The following is a 15,613-nucleotide window of genomic DNA, read 5'->3' as shown; positions in this document are numbered from 1 at the left end:
GAAAGGGTTGTGCTTGTTCTTCTGTATTCGTTCATACACCTATCGTATCAGTTTGTTTTATATACTACAACAGATGAACAACAAAAAAGAGTGGAATTTTCAAATACTTGAAGTACCACAAACCTTCAGTTTATTCGTGGTACTCCGTATTTGACCTCACTCTCATCCCGCCCCTAAAGGGGGTGCTATCGCACCGTAGCGGGCTTTCTCGTTCGGAAAATCTGTAAAATAAAAACAGCCCATTTTCGGGGGCACATTTAGGTCAAACACGGTGACATATTTTAAGCTGCTCACTACTTATAGCATGTTCTTACAATTTTAGATGAAGCTCCACTTTTTCAATCGCAACAAAGCCGCACGCTCACATGCTTGGCGCATGTTGCAGCTTGCGGGCTGTTCGTCCATTTCCTCGTCATTCAAAACGCCGTCCTCTGCGGGATTGGTTGTCGACCACGGTCAAGGAGCCGTTTTTGATGTAGCGCAATATTTTGGACACGGAGATACCTGTCGCATTGGCAATTTGCATCGCATTCGAATTCGGGTAGCTTCGCACGTAGTTGCGAATCATCCGGTAGTCTTCCATTTCGTTTTCGCCGCAGACGTGGCAAGTGTATTCATTCGGCTTCATTTTGCTTCCGCATTTGAAACACGTATCCATCATCATTCGTTCTCCTCACACCCTGTACTCTCATGCAACGTTCTCGCATAGGGTTCTATCTACCTATATATTACCCGCATTTTTCCAGGAGGAAAACACTATTTCACAACATCGTCGTTTTTCGCCGCAAAATCGCCCAGACAGCAAGGAGCCTCCCGCAAGCAAGCAGGAGGCTCCTTTAATCAATCTTGTCTTGCAGGCGCGGCGGGCGCGCTTATTCCGCCACCTTTTTCGCCCAGCGGAAGTCCGGCTCTGTCGTCACGCTGTAGCGAATGCCTTCGATCTTTTTGTTGTTCAAGTAGTTTTGTGTGTAAAAGTAGACCGGAATAATCGGCATTTCCGCCATCAACACATCCTCCGCTTCATGCAAGAGCTTGGTCCGTTTTTCCTGATCTTGCTCCACCCGCGCTTGCTCGATCAGCTCGTCGAACTTCGCATTTTCCCACTTGGTGAAGTTGCTCGACGACTTGCTCGTGTACAGCTCCAGGACGGCCAGCGGGTCCAGGTACGCTCCGGTCCAGCCCATGCGCGCGATCTGGAAGTTCATTTGCTTGTACGTGTCGATGTACGTTTTCCACTCCTGATGCTCCAACTTGATTTCTACGCCCAAGTTTTTGCGGAACATCTCTTGCAGCGCTTCCGCTACTTTTTTATGCGACTCGCCTGTGCTGTACTTCAAGGTGACGGCAGGCAGCGTCGACCAGCCTTGTTCCTGCATGCCTTCTTCCAGCAGCTTTTTCGCTGCGGCCGGATCGTAGCTGTAGTACGGTGCCGCCTCGTCGCGGAAGTCTTTGCCGGACGGTGTGGTCACGCCGTAGGCGACGTAGCCGTAGGCCGCTTTTTGATCGCCCTTCGTAATGTTTTGCGTGATCGCTTCCCGGTCGATCGCCAGCGCAAAAGCTCGCCGGATTTTCGCGTTGTTGAACGGCTCTGCCTCTGTGTTGAACGTGTAGGTGTACACGCCGAAGTCAGCCGTTGTCTTGTACTCTTCCTTGCCTTTTTCCTGCTCGATAACATCGGTCGGCAACGAGTCGATCAGGTCGAGCTTGCCTGTCTTGTACATCTGGTAGGAGGTAGTGGCGTCGTTGACCATTTTGAAATGAACCGTTTCCATCGTCACGGCGTCTTTGTCCCAGTACTGGTCGTTTTTGGTCAGCGTCAGCTCGTTGTTGTGCTCCCAGCCGCTGACTTTGTAAGCGCCGTTCGTCACGATGCTTTTCGCTTCCGCTGCCCAGTTTTTGTCCGCCTGCACCACTTTCGGATTCACAGGCAAGTACGGACGGCCGATCGCGACTTTCGGGAAGAAGCTGGTCGGGTTTTTCAGCCCGACGACGAGCGTGTAGTCGTCTGGCGTGGCGATTTTCACGTTTTCCAGCGGGCCTTTGCCTGTGTTGTACTCCTCCGCTCCCTCGATGTAGTACAGGGCAGACGGTTCATAGGCGGCCGTTTTCGGGTCCAGCACCCGCTTCCAGGCAAATTCGAAGTCTTTGGCGGTCAACGCATCGCCGTTAGACCATTTCAGCCCTTTGCGGATGTGATAAGTGTACGTCTTCCCGTCCGGGGAAATCTCGATTTTTTCCGCTGCGCCCTCGACCAGCTCGCCGTTTTGGTCATAGCGGTACAGCCCTTCGTACAGGTGGTCGATGACCCAGTACGAAGTCGAGTCCGAGGCGAATGCCGGATCGAGCGTGTACGGCTCGCCCTTCAGGTTCGCCGTCACCTCTTGCTTGATGGCGGCTGCAGAAGCAGCCTGTCCTTGATTCGTATCCGAAGCTGCCGGCGTATCCTTGCTGCACGCAGCCAATCCCGGAACAACCAGCAGCAGCAGGGCAGCAGCCGTAATCAGTTTTTTCTTCATGTCTCTTTCCTCCGTATGTTTCTCCCCGATTTATTCGTATAAAAAGCAGGCTACCCAGTGCTTGGCTTCCACCTCCTTCCAGGCCGGGGCCATTTGCCTGCAAATGCTCATCGCTTTCGGGCATCTCGTCTGGAACGGGCAGCCTGGCGGCGGATGGATCGGGCTCGGCGGCTCGCCGATGACAATTCGCTCGCGAGCGGCGCGGTGCTTCGGGTGGGACACGGGCATGGTCGACAGCAGCACCTGCGTGTACGGATGCAGCGGACTGGCAAACAGCGCGTCGCTGTCGGCCAGCTCCATCATCCGGCCGAGGTACATGACGCCGATGCGGTCGCTGATGTATTTGACCATAGCCAGATCGTGCGCGATGAACAAATACGTCAACTGGCTTTCCTGCTGCAAGTCAGCCAGCAGATTGACCACCTGCGCCTGAATCGACACGTCCAGCGCCGAAATCGGCTCATCGGCCACGATAAAGCTTGGCTGTACCGCCAACGCCCGGGCAATCCCGATCCGCTGCCGCTGTCCGCCGCTAAATTCATGCGGATAACGCCGTGCATGATCGGGGTGCAGACCGACTTTTTCCAAAAGCTGCCGCACCTGCTCTGTTTTCTCGCGCCCTTTTGCCAAGCCGTGCGCCTCGATTCCTTCCGCGATAATGTCCCCTACTCTCATGCGCGGGTTGAGCGAAGATTGCGGGTCTTGGAAAATGAGCTGCATCCGCCGATTGATCTCGCGCCTTTTCCCGCCTTTTGCCTCGGCCAGATCGGTTCCATCAAAAACGACCGAGCCGCTCGTCGGAGGATACAGCCCGACAATCGTTCTGCCGAGCGTCGATTTGCCGCTGCCGCTCTCGCCGACCAGTCCGAGCGTCTCCCCTTTGCGGATTGAAAAGGAGATGTCATCGACCGATTTGACCTGTTTGCCGTTGCCGATCGGGTAATATTTGCGCAACTCTTTTACTTCTAGCAAAATGTCAGACATGCCGCTCCCTCCCTGCACTCACCAGTTCCTCCACACGCCGCGCGCGCGAATCGTGCAGCCAGCATTTCGCCTGATGCTGCAAGGAAAAGGCCGTGCTCTGCGGCATGTGTTCCGCGCACACCTCCATGGCGTAGTCGCACCTCGCGGCAAACGGGCAGCCTGCGGGCGGCGCAAACAAATCCGGCGGAGCGCCCTGAATCGGGATGAGCCGCTCCTCGCTCGGCTGATCCAGACGGGGAACGGATTGCAGCAGTCCGCGCGTGTACGGATGCTGCGGGTTGTCGAAAACTTCTGCCACCGGACCTTGCTCGACGATGACGCCTGCGTACATCACCGCCATCTGATCGGCCACCTCCGCCACGACGCCCAAATCGTGGGTAATCATGATGATCGACGTCCCTTTTGTCCGCTGCAAATCGTGGAGCAGCGCAAGAATTTGCGCCTGAATCGTCACATCGAGCGCCGTCGTCGGCTCGTCGGCGATAATCAACTGCGGGTCGCAGGCGAGCGCAATGGCGATGACGATCCGCTGCCTCATCCCGCCGCTGCATTCGTGCGGATACTGGTCGCACCTTCTTTCCGGCTCTGGTATGCCGACTGCCGCCAACAGCTCAATCGCCTTTTCCCGCGCTTTTTTGGCGGACAGCTTCTGATGTTTGACGAGCACCTCGGCGATTTGCGTCCCGAGCTTCATCGTCGGATTGAGCGACGTCATCGGGTCTTGAAAAATCATCCCGATCTGCGCGCCGCGAATTTGCTGCCACTCTTTTTTTCCGAGACAGGAAAGCTCTCTGCCGTGCAAGCGGACGCTCCCCTTTTTCACGCGGCCCCGCGGCGCTTTCACCATGCCCATGATCGCCCGGGCCGTCACGCTTTTTCCGCAGCCGCTCTCGCCGACGATCGCCAGCGTCTCCCCTGGCCGCACGGAAAAGCTCACGCCGCGCACCGCCTGGACTTCCCCGCCATAAGCCCGGAAGGAGACGTGCAAATCTTCCACTTCCAGCACATTGGTCATTTGTCATTCCTCCTTCAAGCTTTGCTGCTTCGCGGATGGAAAGCGTCCTGCAAGCCGTCTCCGATCGCGTTAAAGGCAAACATGACAAGCGAGATCATCACGCCCGGGAAAAACAGCCTCCACCATTGCCCGCTCAAAATGACGGCCAGCGCATCGTTCGCCATCGTGCCCCAGCTCGCCGTCGGAGCCTGTACGCCCAGCCCGAGAAAGCTCAGAAACGACTCGGCAAAGATCGCCTGGGGGATGGTAAAAGTCAGGTTGACGATGATGATTCCCGCCACGTTCGGAAGCAAGTGCCGCCAAATGATTTTCGCGTGCGGTGTCCCCAGCTTTTCGGCCGCGAGCACGTACTCCTGGCCTTTTACCTGCAAAATTTGCCCGCGCACGAGCCTAGCCATTCCTACCCAGCCGGTAATCGACAAAGCCGTAATGATCGTGGTCAGCCCCGGCTCCATAATGACCATCAACAAAATCACGACGAGCAAGTACGGAATCCCGTACAAAATCTCCACCAGCCTCATCAGCACATTGTCGATGCGGTCGCCCCACTTGCCGCGCCCGGCCATATAGCCCGCCAGCCCGCCGACCACCACGCCCAGCACGAGGTCAATCAGCGCAGCGACCACTCCGATAAACAAGGAGATGCGTCCGCCTTCCCAGGTGCGCACCCACATGTCGCGGCCCAGATCGTCCGTTCCAAACCAGTGCTCCGACGACAGCGGCAAATTTCCCGAGACGAGAGATTGCTCGCTGGCTGAATATGGGACCATGCTCGGGCCAAAAGCCGACAGGAAGACGATCGCTCCCAGCAAGCAAAAGCCGAATACCGCCAGCTTGTTGCGAAACATTTTCCGCACGCTCTCCCATCCGTAGCTCGCACTCGTCCGCATCGCGCTGTGCTGGTCGAAGCGGCTGCGATCAAGCGGCCGGAACAGCTCGTCACGCACTTGTGACACTTCTGCCATCGCCTCATTCCCCCCCGTTGGCTAACTTGATTCGCGGATCGACGAATCGGTATAAAATGTCGGTGAAAAACAGTGTCAAAATGAGGACGGCACTGTAAAATACGGAAGTGCCGAGAATGACCGGATAGTCCCGATTGAAGATGCTCTCCACGAAATATTTGCCGATGCCCGGTATGGCGAAAATTTTTTCGATCACAAACGTGCCCGTAATCAGGTTGGCAAAGAGCGGGCCGATAAACGTAATCACCGGCAAAATCGCGTTGCGGATGCCGTGCCGGACCACGATGTGAAAAGTGGACAGCCCCTTCGCCTCCGCCGTGCTCATGTAGTCCTGGTCGAACACCTCGATCATGCTGGTGCGGACGAAGCGGGCAATAATCGCCAGCGGCCCGATCGCCAGCGCCACGGACGGAAGCAGCGAATACTCCCAGCCGTCCCAGGAAGCGACCGGGAGCAGCTCCCACTTCACGGCAAAATACTTGATGAGCAAAGGAGCCAAAATGAAACTCGGAACCGAAATGCCGAGAATCGCAAAAAACATCGCGGCGTAGTCCGGCAAACGGTTGTGAAACAGGGCGGCGACCACTCCGAGCGCAATGCCTCCGACCAAAGCCATAACCAGCGACTGCAAGCCGAGCACGGCCGAGGCGGGAAAGCCCTGTTGGATCAGCGTCGTCACATCCTGCGACTTTTGCTGGATCGAAGGCCCCAGGTCGAGGTGGATCAGGCCGTTCATATACCGGACATACTGCTCCATCAACGGTTTATCGAGGTGGTACCGCTCCCGCATGTTTTGCACCACCTCTTCCGGCAGCATGCGGGCCTCTGTCGCAAACGGATCGCCCGGGATCAAATGCATGATGACGAACGTCAACGTGGCGATGAGCCAGAGCGTAATCACCATCGACAGCGACCGCTTGAGCAAGTATTTCCCCATCATCGCTTCCTCCTTGTTACATACTAATCAGATGAGAATACTATGATTTATCCCAAACTTAGGTTTGAGTCTACTGGATGAGAAATATATAATCAATATAATTCCGATATGTTTTATCAGAATTAATTTTTCTTCACTTTCCTTTATGATTCAAATAATTCTCATAACACCCACCTTCCCCTAAACGCAAAAAGGTCCAGACCGCACGAAGCGAATCTGGACCTCTTTTTCGTTTTCTCTTCTGTTGATTATCCGCGCGACTTGCCCGAATCTTGGCGGAACGGTCTTGCCCCTTTGGCAGAGCGGCTTGCTCCGCCTCTGCCCGCTTTTTTGGCGTCGGCGGGCTTCACGGTTTTGCCTGCTTTGCGGGCCGCGATCGCTTCCGCCTTTTTGCGGTTTTTCTCGTATCGCGCCTGAAGCTCATCCAGCTCGCGCGCCAGCTTCTTTTTGTAGCCCGGCTTCACCTTGGCTTTTTTCTTCAATGCTTCGCGAACAGGAGCGAACTCTTTGTCTTTTTCTTTTTGCTGCTCTTTTGCCTGTTGGGCGCGCAGCTCGATGAAGTGCGCCTCGCGCTCCTGGGCGCGCTGGCGACGGCCTGCATCCAGGTGGCGGCCAGGCTCCAGAATCCGCTCTTCAATCGACGCCTTCGTCGCTTTGGCGAAGCGGCCCATCAAGTTTTTCTGGCGCGGGGAAATGAGCGAGATCGCTTTTCCGCTCTGTCCGGCGCGCCCTGTCCGGCCCACGCGGTGAATGTAGCTCTCCACGTCATTCGGCAAATCGTAGTTGATGACGTGCGTGACGCCCTCGACGTCCAGCCCGCGCGCCGCGATATCCGTCGCCACCAGGTACTGGAAGCGCATTTCGCGGAACTGTCGCATCAGTTGCTCGCGCTTGCTCTGCGACAAGTCCCCGTACAGCGCTTGCGCCGTAAGTCCGTTTTCCTGCAGGCGAGCCGTGAGCTGCTGCACGCGCACTTGCGTATTGGCGAAAACGATGGTCAAAAACGGCTGCTCCTGCTCCAATACGTCCACGAGCGCATCCGTCTTGTCGCTTTGGTTGACTACGTAGTAAAACTGCTCGATTTTCTCCACAGTCTTTTGCTTGCCCTCGATCTTGATGTGCGGCGGCTGCTTCATGAAGCGATGCGCCAGCCGCTTTACCAAATCCGGCATGGTCGCAGAAAACAGCAGCACTTGACGCTGGGAAGGCGTATGGACGATCACTTGCTCCACGTCCTCCAAAAAGCCCATCTCCATCATCTTGTCCGCCTCGTCCAGCACGAGCGTGGAAATCCGCCCGAAGTGCAGCGAGCCGCGCTTCATGTGATCCAGCACGCGTCCCGGTGTTCCCACGACGATGTGTACAGTCGATTTCAGCTTGCTCAACTGTCTGTCGATATCCGTTCCGCCGTGCAGAGACAGCACGTTCACATCGAGGTGCTTGCCCAGCTTTTCCACTTCTTTGGCGATCTGAATGGACAGCTCGCGCGTCGGGGTGAGAATCAGCGCTTGAATGTCGCGTTTGCCCGCATCCAGACGGTTCAGGATCGGCAGCATGAACGCCGCTGTTTTCCCCGTTCCGGTCTGCGCTTGTCCAATCACGTCTTTCCCTTCCAGAATCAGCGGAATCGCTTCCTCCTGGATCGGGGTAGGTTCTTTATAGTACAGGTCTTGAATCCCTTGCATCAGCTCCGGTCGAAAGCCAAAAGACGCAAACGATTTTGCCATCATATCCACTTCCTTTCACACGCGGTCTTCCGTTTTCGCGCACCCTGGCCTGCATGGACAGCGGGTGGAAAAAATCGGGCACCGTCACTTGCGGTATCAACCCGGTCAGGTTGCAGCCCTTGCGAAATCCTATCCTACCTATACTAAAGGAGTCGAATCAAAAATACAACCAAACCGTTTGATCCTGTTTCTATTTTTCCCGGGATCAGGCAACTGACACGGTGAGCCATCCGGGGAAAAAGCGGGCGGCGGCCCTTTCCTGACCGCCACCAGCTCGCTCTAAGCTCCGGTCTGAATCGGAGCCGCCGGAGAACCCGTTTCCTTCGCGAGTTGCTTCGTAACCCCCGCAAACAGGTAAAGGCTGACCGCGCCCATGCAGGCAAATGCGACTGGGAAGAACGCGAACGGCACCCAGGAGCTTGCGAAAATAAACACGCCGGCGCTGCCGATTCCGACGATGTTGAGCAGCGAGTACACGGCCATGTACGTGCTGCGGGCGTGATCTGGCACCATGTTCGCGAGCATCGTCTGCTTGGCTGGCATGTGCACCAGCTCCCCGACCGTTGCGACAAGCATCGCGAAGAGCAGCAGGCCCGGAGAAGCGCTGTAGCTGATGACGAGATAGCCCGCGAAAAAAAGCGCCAGGCCCCACAGCAGGGCAAAGCGATCGCTGTATTTTTTCATCACGCTGGCGACAAGCCCGGTCAGGCAAACAACAAGCAAAGTGTTTTCCGACCGCAGCATTCCGAGAATGTTCAGGCCGTCTACTTGCAGCGACAGAAACGGCAGGAGCGGAACCGGCTTTGGTATTTCCGCCACCAGGCGAATGCCGATGACATTCGTCAATTGTTCCTCGATGGACAAAATGAGCAGGCTGGCGAGGGCGAAGCGCATAAACCACTTTTGCCGGAAAACGCTTCGGTACGCCCCGAGCATCTGGCCGAACCGTTGCTTTTTGCCTGACGGGGCTGCCGCTTGCGCTTTGCCTCCGTGCGTTGCCGGGATGTACGTTTCCTGGATGAACAACATCGTGATCGCCAACGCGATGGCCGTGCTGCCCGCCACACCGACGAATAGCCAAAAATGATGCTCCTTGAACAAAAAGGCTCCGATCATGCCGCCAGCAGCCCCGGCCAAGTTATTGATCCAGTACATCGCGGTAAAAATCGAGCGCCGGCTCGCCGGCTCGCAGGCTCGCTGACGTCGATAATAAGCGCCTGATAAACCGGCCCTGCCGCACCCGTACAAAGCTGAATGAGCACAAACAGGGCAAACGTCGCATACGGAAGCTGGAGCCACGGCGAGTTCACGAGCGCGACTGCGCTGAAGCCAACCATAATGAGCGCTTCGCAGACGACAATCACCTTTTTTCGCCCGATCCTGTCCGCCACGTACCCGCCGACAAACGAGCCGATGATGCTCGCTGTCATGACTGCGACGAACATCAGTCCGGTTACGACCGTTCCCAGTTGGCCGGAAAAAAAGATAATCAAGTACGGCGTAACAGACATGACCGCCAGATTCGTCAAAAACTGCAAGACCATCCGGATTTGGATCGTTCGATCAAACGCCAAAATTTTCACGGAAAGCTCCCCTTTACATTTATGATTGATTAATCAATCGTTTTTTGAACAAAAAGAACGCAGCTTTACTCGCCTTTCGGTCCAAAAAGCTGCATCGCAAACGGCACGAACTTTTCCCACATCTGGCTGTCCGGCGAATCGGTGAGATTGACCCGCAAACCGATCAGCAAGCTGGTGTAGGCAGTCGCCGCGTAATTGGCGTCCCGGACTTGCAGTTGGCCCTGCTCCTGGCCCTTTTTCACCAGCTCGCCGATTTTTCCCCGAAACGTGTTGTGAAACGCATCCAGCTCCGCAAACGGCTCGGCAAAGCGGTTATGGTAGCCGATGACTTGCACGACGAGCCGCAAATACGTCTCGAAGCTGGAAAAGATTTTGATGTGCGCCGTCACCATCTTTCGCAGCTCCGCGACAGTGTCCTCCGCATTCGAGTCAAAGTCGAGCAGCTCTTTTGCATACACTCGCAGCGGCTCCACGACCGCCGCGTAAAAAAGCTGGTCTTTGTTTTCAAAATACGTAAACACGCTGCCAAAGCTGACACCGGACGCCTTTGCGACTTTGGCGATCGTCGTGTCATTGTAGCCGTGCTCGGCAAACATCTGGATCGCTTGTTCCAGAATCGTTTCCCGCTTTTGCTTCATTTTTTGCACCTGTGCATCAGAAAGCGGCATGCAGCAAAGCTCCTTTTTCCATGAATGATTAACCGATCAATCGTTATTCGGATTATAGCGTCTGCTCCCACAAATTGTAAAGCGTTTTGTTTTGCAAAATGAGAAAAACAGGCTGCGCCAAGCCATTGGCGAAGCCTTCGCTACCGTCATACTGAGCAGAACCTTGTCCATTCCGATCCGCACAAAAAAAGCAGAGGACACAAGCCTTACGCCGCATCCTCTGCCTACCTGTGCTGTTTATTTGGCCAACTCGTAAATCGCCTGCGCGTAAATCGCGGTCGCCTTGACGAGATCGTCGACCAAAATGTACTCGTCCCGCTGATGGGCACTGTCCGGACGCCCCGGGAACAGCGGCCCGAACGCCACGCCCACATCCAGCGAACGGCCGTAGGTGGCGCCGCCGATGGCGATGATGCCTGCCTCTTCGCCTGTCTGCTCGGTGTACACCCGTTGCAGCGTAGTCACCAGCGGATGGTTCGGATCGACGCGATGCGGCGTCAGATGCTCCACGACTTCCAGTTCGAACGCGGCCTCGCCAAAGCGCTCAGCGAGGATCGCCGACCATTTTGCAAACGAAATGGAGTGCGGGTAGCGAATGTTCAGGCGGAACAGCGCGTCCCCTTCCGCTGCGTATTCCAGTACGCCCGTGTTCAGCGTAAGCGCGCCCATCTCCTCGTCGTCATGCGCGATTCCGAGCGCTTCCCCGCCGTGCTGCTTGTGCAGGTAGCGGTCTGCAGCCTCTGCGTACACGGCTGCGCGCGCGTCGAGAGCGAGCGTCCGCAGGAAGTGAATCAGCTCCGTGCCCGCGTTGACGCCTTTTTTCGGGTCCATTCCGTGTACGGAGACGCCCTCCATGTGCAAGACGACCGAACCGTCCTTTTCTTCCGCCAGCCCTTTCAAGCCTGTCTGCTCCAGGTGCTTGCGGTAGCGGTCGATAATCGTCTGGCTGTCCACGGAAAGCGGCGCGAGTATCGCCACCGCTTTGTCCGGCACCATGTTCATCCGCAAGCCCGCCTGCAATGACACAAGCTTGGCTTCCGCCTGCTCCGCTACAGGCTTGCCGAGCTGTTGGAACGCGGCGTACGTCTGGCGCAAGGTCAGGTCGGTCAGACCTTTTTCCGCATAAATCAGCGGAAAATCGGCGTCAGGCGTAAAGCCCATCGTCGGCATTTCCTCGGTTTCAAAGTACGTCTTGACGCATTGCCAGCTCGACTCTTCGTCCGTTCCGAAAATAAAGCGCACGCGCTTGGAGAGCGGCAGTCCCAGGTTCATGACCACTTTGGCTGCAAAAATCGCCGCCATCGTCGGCCCTTTGTCGTCAATCGCTCCGCGCGCCACCAGCTTGCCGTCCACGATCTCGGCCGCGTACGGCGGCGTGCTCCAGCCGTCTCCCTCCGGCACGACGTCGACGTGGCTCAAAATGCCGACCAGCTCTTCTCCTTGCCCGAACTCGGCATGAGCGGCATAGCCGCGCACATCTTTTGTCGTCATCCCGGCCTTTTCGCAGACGTTCAAGGCAAAGTCCAGCGCGGCGCGGATGCCTTCGCCAAACGGCGCTCCCTCGCGAGCGGTAGCCGGATCGAGCACGCTTTTGATCCGCAAAAACTCCTGGGTGGTGGCAATCAGCTCGTCCTTGAGCTTGTTTGTTTCCTCTAGCCAATTAATGGTCGTCATCTTCGTTTTCGTTCCTTTCGTTATGGCTGCCGTCCATCAGTCCTGCGTCGACGTCCAAATCCAGCTCTACCAGGGAAAGCAGCGATTCCATCGGCACTTCTTTTTTCGTGAACTCGGCCTGTGCTTCCTTGATCTCGTCGCGGATGTTGTTCATTTCGCTGTCCAGCTTGTACGATGCCTTGGCGGCTTCGAACAGGCGCTGGCGAATGTTCGACGGAATGATTCCTTCGTATTTGTAATTCAGCGAGTGTTCAATCGTCGCCCAAAAGTTCATGCCGAGTGTACGAATCTGGATTTCCACCGGAATCGTCACCTGGCCGCCCGCCATCATGATCGGGTATTCGACAGCCAGGTGATAGCCGCGGTAGCCGCTCTCTTTTGGCGTGGAAACGTAGTCTTTTTCCAAATAGACGCGCATGTCGCCGCGCTTGCGGATCATCTCCACTACGGCGGGTATATCGTCAATAAACTGGCAGATGACGCGAACACCCGCGATGTCTCTGATCTCCCAGCATATATTTTCATCAATCGGAAATTGCAGGCGGTTCGCCTTGTTGTAGATGCTCGGTATTGATTTCACCCGTCCGACGGCAAACTCAATGGGAGAATGCTCCTTGCGCTTGCGCAGCTCGTTGCGGATATTTTTGATTTTGACTTTGATCTCTTCTACAGCTTGCTCGAACGGCAGCAAATAAAGTTCCCAATCTAGTTTGTGCACGCTTACGTCCCTCCGGCCCGAAACTCTCCATCGTCCTTATCATTCAACATTTTGTGTGAGATATCCTTCCAAAATGCAAAAAGAGCCGGGAAAACGAACATTTCCCGGCCCCTCCCACTCGCTATGTCTGACCCGCTTACTTGAGCACAAAGGCGGCGAGCGACCCGCGCAACTCGTCAGCCAGCTTCGCCAGTTGATCGGCGGATTGGGCGATCAGCTCCATGGCTGCGCTCTGCTCTTCTACCGCTGCGGAAATGCTCTGCACGCCAGCCGTCGCCTGAACAGACGCTGCCGAAACTTCCTTGGCCACGACGACGACCTGCTGGGCATCTGGCGCCATCCGTGCAAAAGCTTCGCTGACCCGGTTGATCTCGGCCGAGACGCGCAAAATATTTTGCTCGATCCGCTGGAACATTTCCCCCGATTGGCGGGCCGTTTTCATCCCGTGAGCGGTCGTCTCGGCCCCCTCTGCCATTTTCGCTACGACGATCATCGTGTCGTTTTGCACGTCGTTAATCATCCGCACAATTTGCTGCGCCGCTTCATTCGTGCCTTCTGACAGCTTGCGCACCTCCCCGGCCACGACCGCGAAGCCTTTTCCATGCTCCCCGGCGCGCGCCGCCTCGATCGCCGCATTCAGCGCGAGCAGATTGGTCTGTCTGGCAATCTCGGTAATGACGGAAATAATCCGCGAAATATCTTGCGACCGCTGCTCCAGCACGTGAATCACCTCAGTGGCAGCCGCTACGGAGCGATTGATTTCCTCCATGCTGATTATGACCGCCGTCACGGCCTCCCTGCCTTCCTCTGCGTGCTGCTTCATCTCGGTTGAGGACAGGCTGACCTGCCGCACATTTTCGGTGACGCCAGCGACATCGTTCGTCAGATCTACCGCCAGATTGAGCGTCTGGCCCATTTTTTCCATCTGGCTTTCGCTCGACGCCGCCACCTGATCGACGACCTGGACAATTTGCTGGCTGGACGCGGCGATTTCATTCGTGTTGCCGTGAATTTCCCGCACCGCATGCGCCACGGAAGCGGCGGCTTGCCCGACCTGCACGAGAATGCCGTGCAGTTGCTTTTGCATCGTGGACAGCGAGCGGGCCAGCTCGCCCAGCTCGTCCTTGCGCTTCAGCAGCTTGTCGGGAACGGCGGTGGTGAAGTCGCCATGTCCGATCCGTTCCGCCACGTGCAGCATCCCGCTAAAGGAGCGCCGCAGCCACCCCGCGGTGTAGAGCGAGATCGCAACGATCAGAAGCAGGACGACGCCGTTAAAGACGATCATCGCGGTTTGAATCCGGTTGGGCCCGGCCAAAATTTCCGTCATGTCGATCTCGGCCAGGATCGCCCACGTATGCTTCGCGACTTTTATCTGGTCAAACGAGACGAGCACAGGCTGCCCGCGAAAATCGACGCTCTGCTCTGTCCCTGCAAACCCTTCGGCCTGGAAAACTCGCTCGATGATCGGCGTGTCGACTGCTTGCTGCAAAATCGTCTCCTGGCCGCTGCCCAGTTGCGAACGCATCAGCTTGTCCGGCCCGACGAGATATATTTTTCCCGTCTCGCCCAGCCCCTCGCGCTGATTCAGCAGGCGGGAAATGTAATCGAGCGGCACTTCGACGGCGAGTTGCCCCATCATGAAGCCTTTTTCATAAATCGGAGCCGCAATGTACACACCCGGCACATTTCCTGACGGCTCGTACCTGCCGAGGTCAGACACTTCCGCACTCTGGCCCTTCACGACCTGCTGGACGGTTTGCCCCAGCACAGAGTTGGCGTGCGGCCCCGTCAGCAAATTGGTGCCGAAGTCAGACTGCGGCTTCGTCTCGTAGACGATTTCGCCTGTTTCATTGAGCAAGTAGGCGTTGGAAAAGCCGTAGCGCGCGGCCTCCATCTTCAGTTCCTTGGCGTAGGTCATCTCTGCCTCTTTGTAGGCAGCGGATTCCCTTCCCTCCTGCCACAGTTCCTGAAAGACAGAAAGGGCAGAGATCACTGTTCCCGAGGCGGCCAGCGTATCGACGTTTCTGGTGCGCTCGCGAAAGTAATTCTCCACCTGCTCCTTGTTGCTGAGCCGCAATGCCTCCAGCTTGGCCGCACTGCCGTCCAGCAATTCCTGTTTAGTCTCCTGATAAGCAAACACACCTGCCGCCGTTAACGGTACAATACTCGCGACTAAGAGCACAATCAGTACGCGCGCGCCCAGCTTCATGGAAAGCCCCCCAATTTTGAACGTTCATTTCTGATTCAATATTCTCTATATTTTTATTATTGTTACGAATATAGTACCAGAAATGAAAAAAGGAAGGCTATACCAAATGTATCAAAATATCAGGCTGTCTCAAAAATCATCGCGATCTCGTCGCACATCGGCAGTTTGGAACAGTTGATGCAGTCTTTCCACACCTTTTGCGGCAACGTTTCCTTCGCGACGATCCAGAATCCGCATTTTTCAAAAAAAGCTTTTTGATAAGTCAACGCAAGCACCCGCTTGATTCCCAGGTTGCGGCACTGCTCTACCAGATGGAGAACGAGATGCTTGCCCACGCCCATGCCCTTTGCTTTTTCCGCAATCGCCAGCGAGCGAATTTCGGCCAAATCCTCCCACAAAATATGCAGTCCGGCAACTCCCACCACTGTATCTCCATCATGAGCGACGATAAATGACTGCAAATTTTCACAGACAGAAAGTTTCGTACGCGGCAACATCAATCCCTGTTGTGCATATTCATTAATGATCTCCAACATGGCATCGACGTCCTTCATCATTGCCTGACGTACTGTCAGCGCTTTTACAACGCTCATTTTACACTCCTCCACCCCATGCTC

General features: G+C 55.9%; 14 protein-coding genes. All 14 read right to left on the bottom strand.

What is annotated here, in order from left to right:
- Positions 1-412: 412 nt before the first annotated feature.
- On the bottom strand, positions 413-661 hold the full coding sequence (locus AC27IT_RS15900; protein WP_235694774.1) for a hypothetical protein: 249 nt from the start codon (positions 659-661) through the stop codon (positions 413-415).
- A 211-nt stretch (positions 662-872) separates the two neighbouring features.
- Complete coding sequence (locus AC27IT_RS15895; RefSeq protein WP_005831573.1) at positions 873-2,516, bottom strand: peptide ABC transporter substrate-binding protein; 1,644 nt, start codon at positions 2,514-2,516, stop codon at positions 873-875.
- Between the two features lie 30 nt (positions 2,517-2,546).
- A complete protein-coding gene (locus AC27IT_RS15890; protein WP_025847409.1) occupies positions 2,547-3,500 on the bottom strand; it encodes an ABC transporter ATP-binding protein in 954 nt (317 codons plus the stop codon).
- Positions 3,493-4,515 (bottom strand): ABC transporter ATP-binding protein, encoded by a 1,023-nt coding sequence (locus tag AC27IT_RS15885; protein ID WP_005831577.1) that lies wholly within the window; start codon positions 4,513-4,515, stop codon positions 3,493-3,495. Before AC27IT_RS15885 ends, AC27IT_RS15890 begins: the two co-directional genes overlap by 8 nt.
- Before the next feature lie 14 nt (positions 4,516-4,529).
- On the bottom strand, positions 4,530-5,480 hold the full coding sequence (locus tag AC27IT_RS15880; RefSeq protein ID WP_221842561.1) for an ABC transporter permease: 951 nt from the start codon (positions 5,478-5,480) through the stop codon (positions 4,530-4,532).
- Between the two features lie 4 nt (positions 5,481-5,484).
- A complete protein-coding gene (locus tag AC27IT_RS15875; protein ID WP_283858070.1) occupies positions 5,485-6,417 on the bottom strand; it encodes an ABC transporter permease in 933 nt (310 codons plus the stop codon).
- A 248-nt stretch (positions 6,418-6,665) separates the two neighbouring features.
- The gene (locus AC27IT_RS15870) at positions 6,666-8,144 is read right to left on the bottom strand and encodes a DEAD/DEAH box helicase (RefSeq protein ID WP_007776751.1); all 1,479 of its coding nucleotides are present in this window, start codon (positions 8,142-8,144) and stop codon (positions 6,666-6,668) included.
- A gap of 279 nt (positions 8,145-8,423) precedes the next feature.
- Positions 8,424-9,299, bottom strand: coding sequence for an MFS transporter (locus tag AC27IT_RS15865; protein ID WP_283858071.1), 876 nt, complete (start codon positions 9,297-9,299; stop codon positions 8,424-8,426).
- Positions 9,257-9,727 (bottom strand): MFS transporter, encoded by a 471-nt coding sequence (locus AC27IT_RS15860; protein ID WP_005831587.1) that lies wholly within the window; start codon positions 9,725-9,727, stop codon positions 9,257-9,259. The genes AC27IT_RS15865 and AC27IT_RS15860 overlap by 43 nt, the downstream gene beginning before the upstream one ends.
- A 65-nt stretch (positions 9,728-9,792) precedes the next feature.
- The gene (locus tag AC27IT_RS15855) at positions 9,793-10,395 is read right to left on the bottom strand and encodes a TetR/AcrR family transcriptional regulator (RefSeq protein ID WP_122953298.1); all 603 of its coding nucleotides are present in this window, start codon (positions 10,393-10,395) and stop codon (positions 9,793-9,795) included.
- Positions 10,396-10,632: 237 nt separating this feature from the next.
- On the bottom strand, positions 10,633-12,069 hold the full coding sequence (gene pepV, locus AC27IT_RS15850; RefSeq protein ID WP_238502084.1) for a dipeptidase PepV: 1,437 nt from the start codon (positions 12,067-12,069) through the stop codon (positions 10,633-10,635).
- Positions 12,056-12,787, bottom strand: coding sequence for a GTP pyrophosphokinase (locus AC27IT_RS15845; RefSeq protein ID WP_005831593.1), 732 nt, complete (start codon positions 12,785-12,787; stop codon positions 12,056-12,058). Before AC27IT_RS15845 ends, pepV begins: the two co-directional genes overlap by 14 nt.
- A 136-nt stretch (positions 12,788-12,923) precedes the next feature.
- Positions 12,924-14,996 (bottom strand): methyl-accepting chemotaxis protein, encoded by a 2,073-nt coding sequence (locus tag AC27IT_RS15840; RefSeq protein ID WP_005831595.1) that lies wholly within the window; start codon positions 14,994-14,996, stop codon positions 12,924-12,926.
- 119 nt (positions 14,997-15,115) lie between these two features.
- On the bottom strand, positions 15,116-15,589 hold the full coding sequence (locus tag AC27IT_RS15835) for an N-acetyltransferase (RefSeq protein ID WP_005831597.1): 474 nt from the start codon (positions 15,587-15,589) through the stop codon (positions 15,116-15,118).
- Positions 15,590-15,613: the final 24 nt, after the last annotated feature.

The organism is Brevibacillus sp. YAE8, from assembly GCF_057543335.1.
This window is presented reverse-complemented; position numbering and strand designations above follow the sequence as displayed.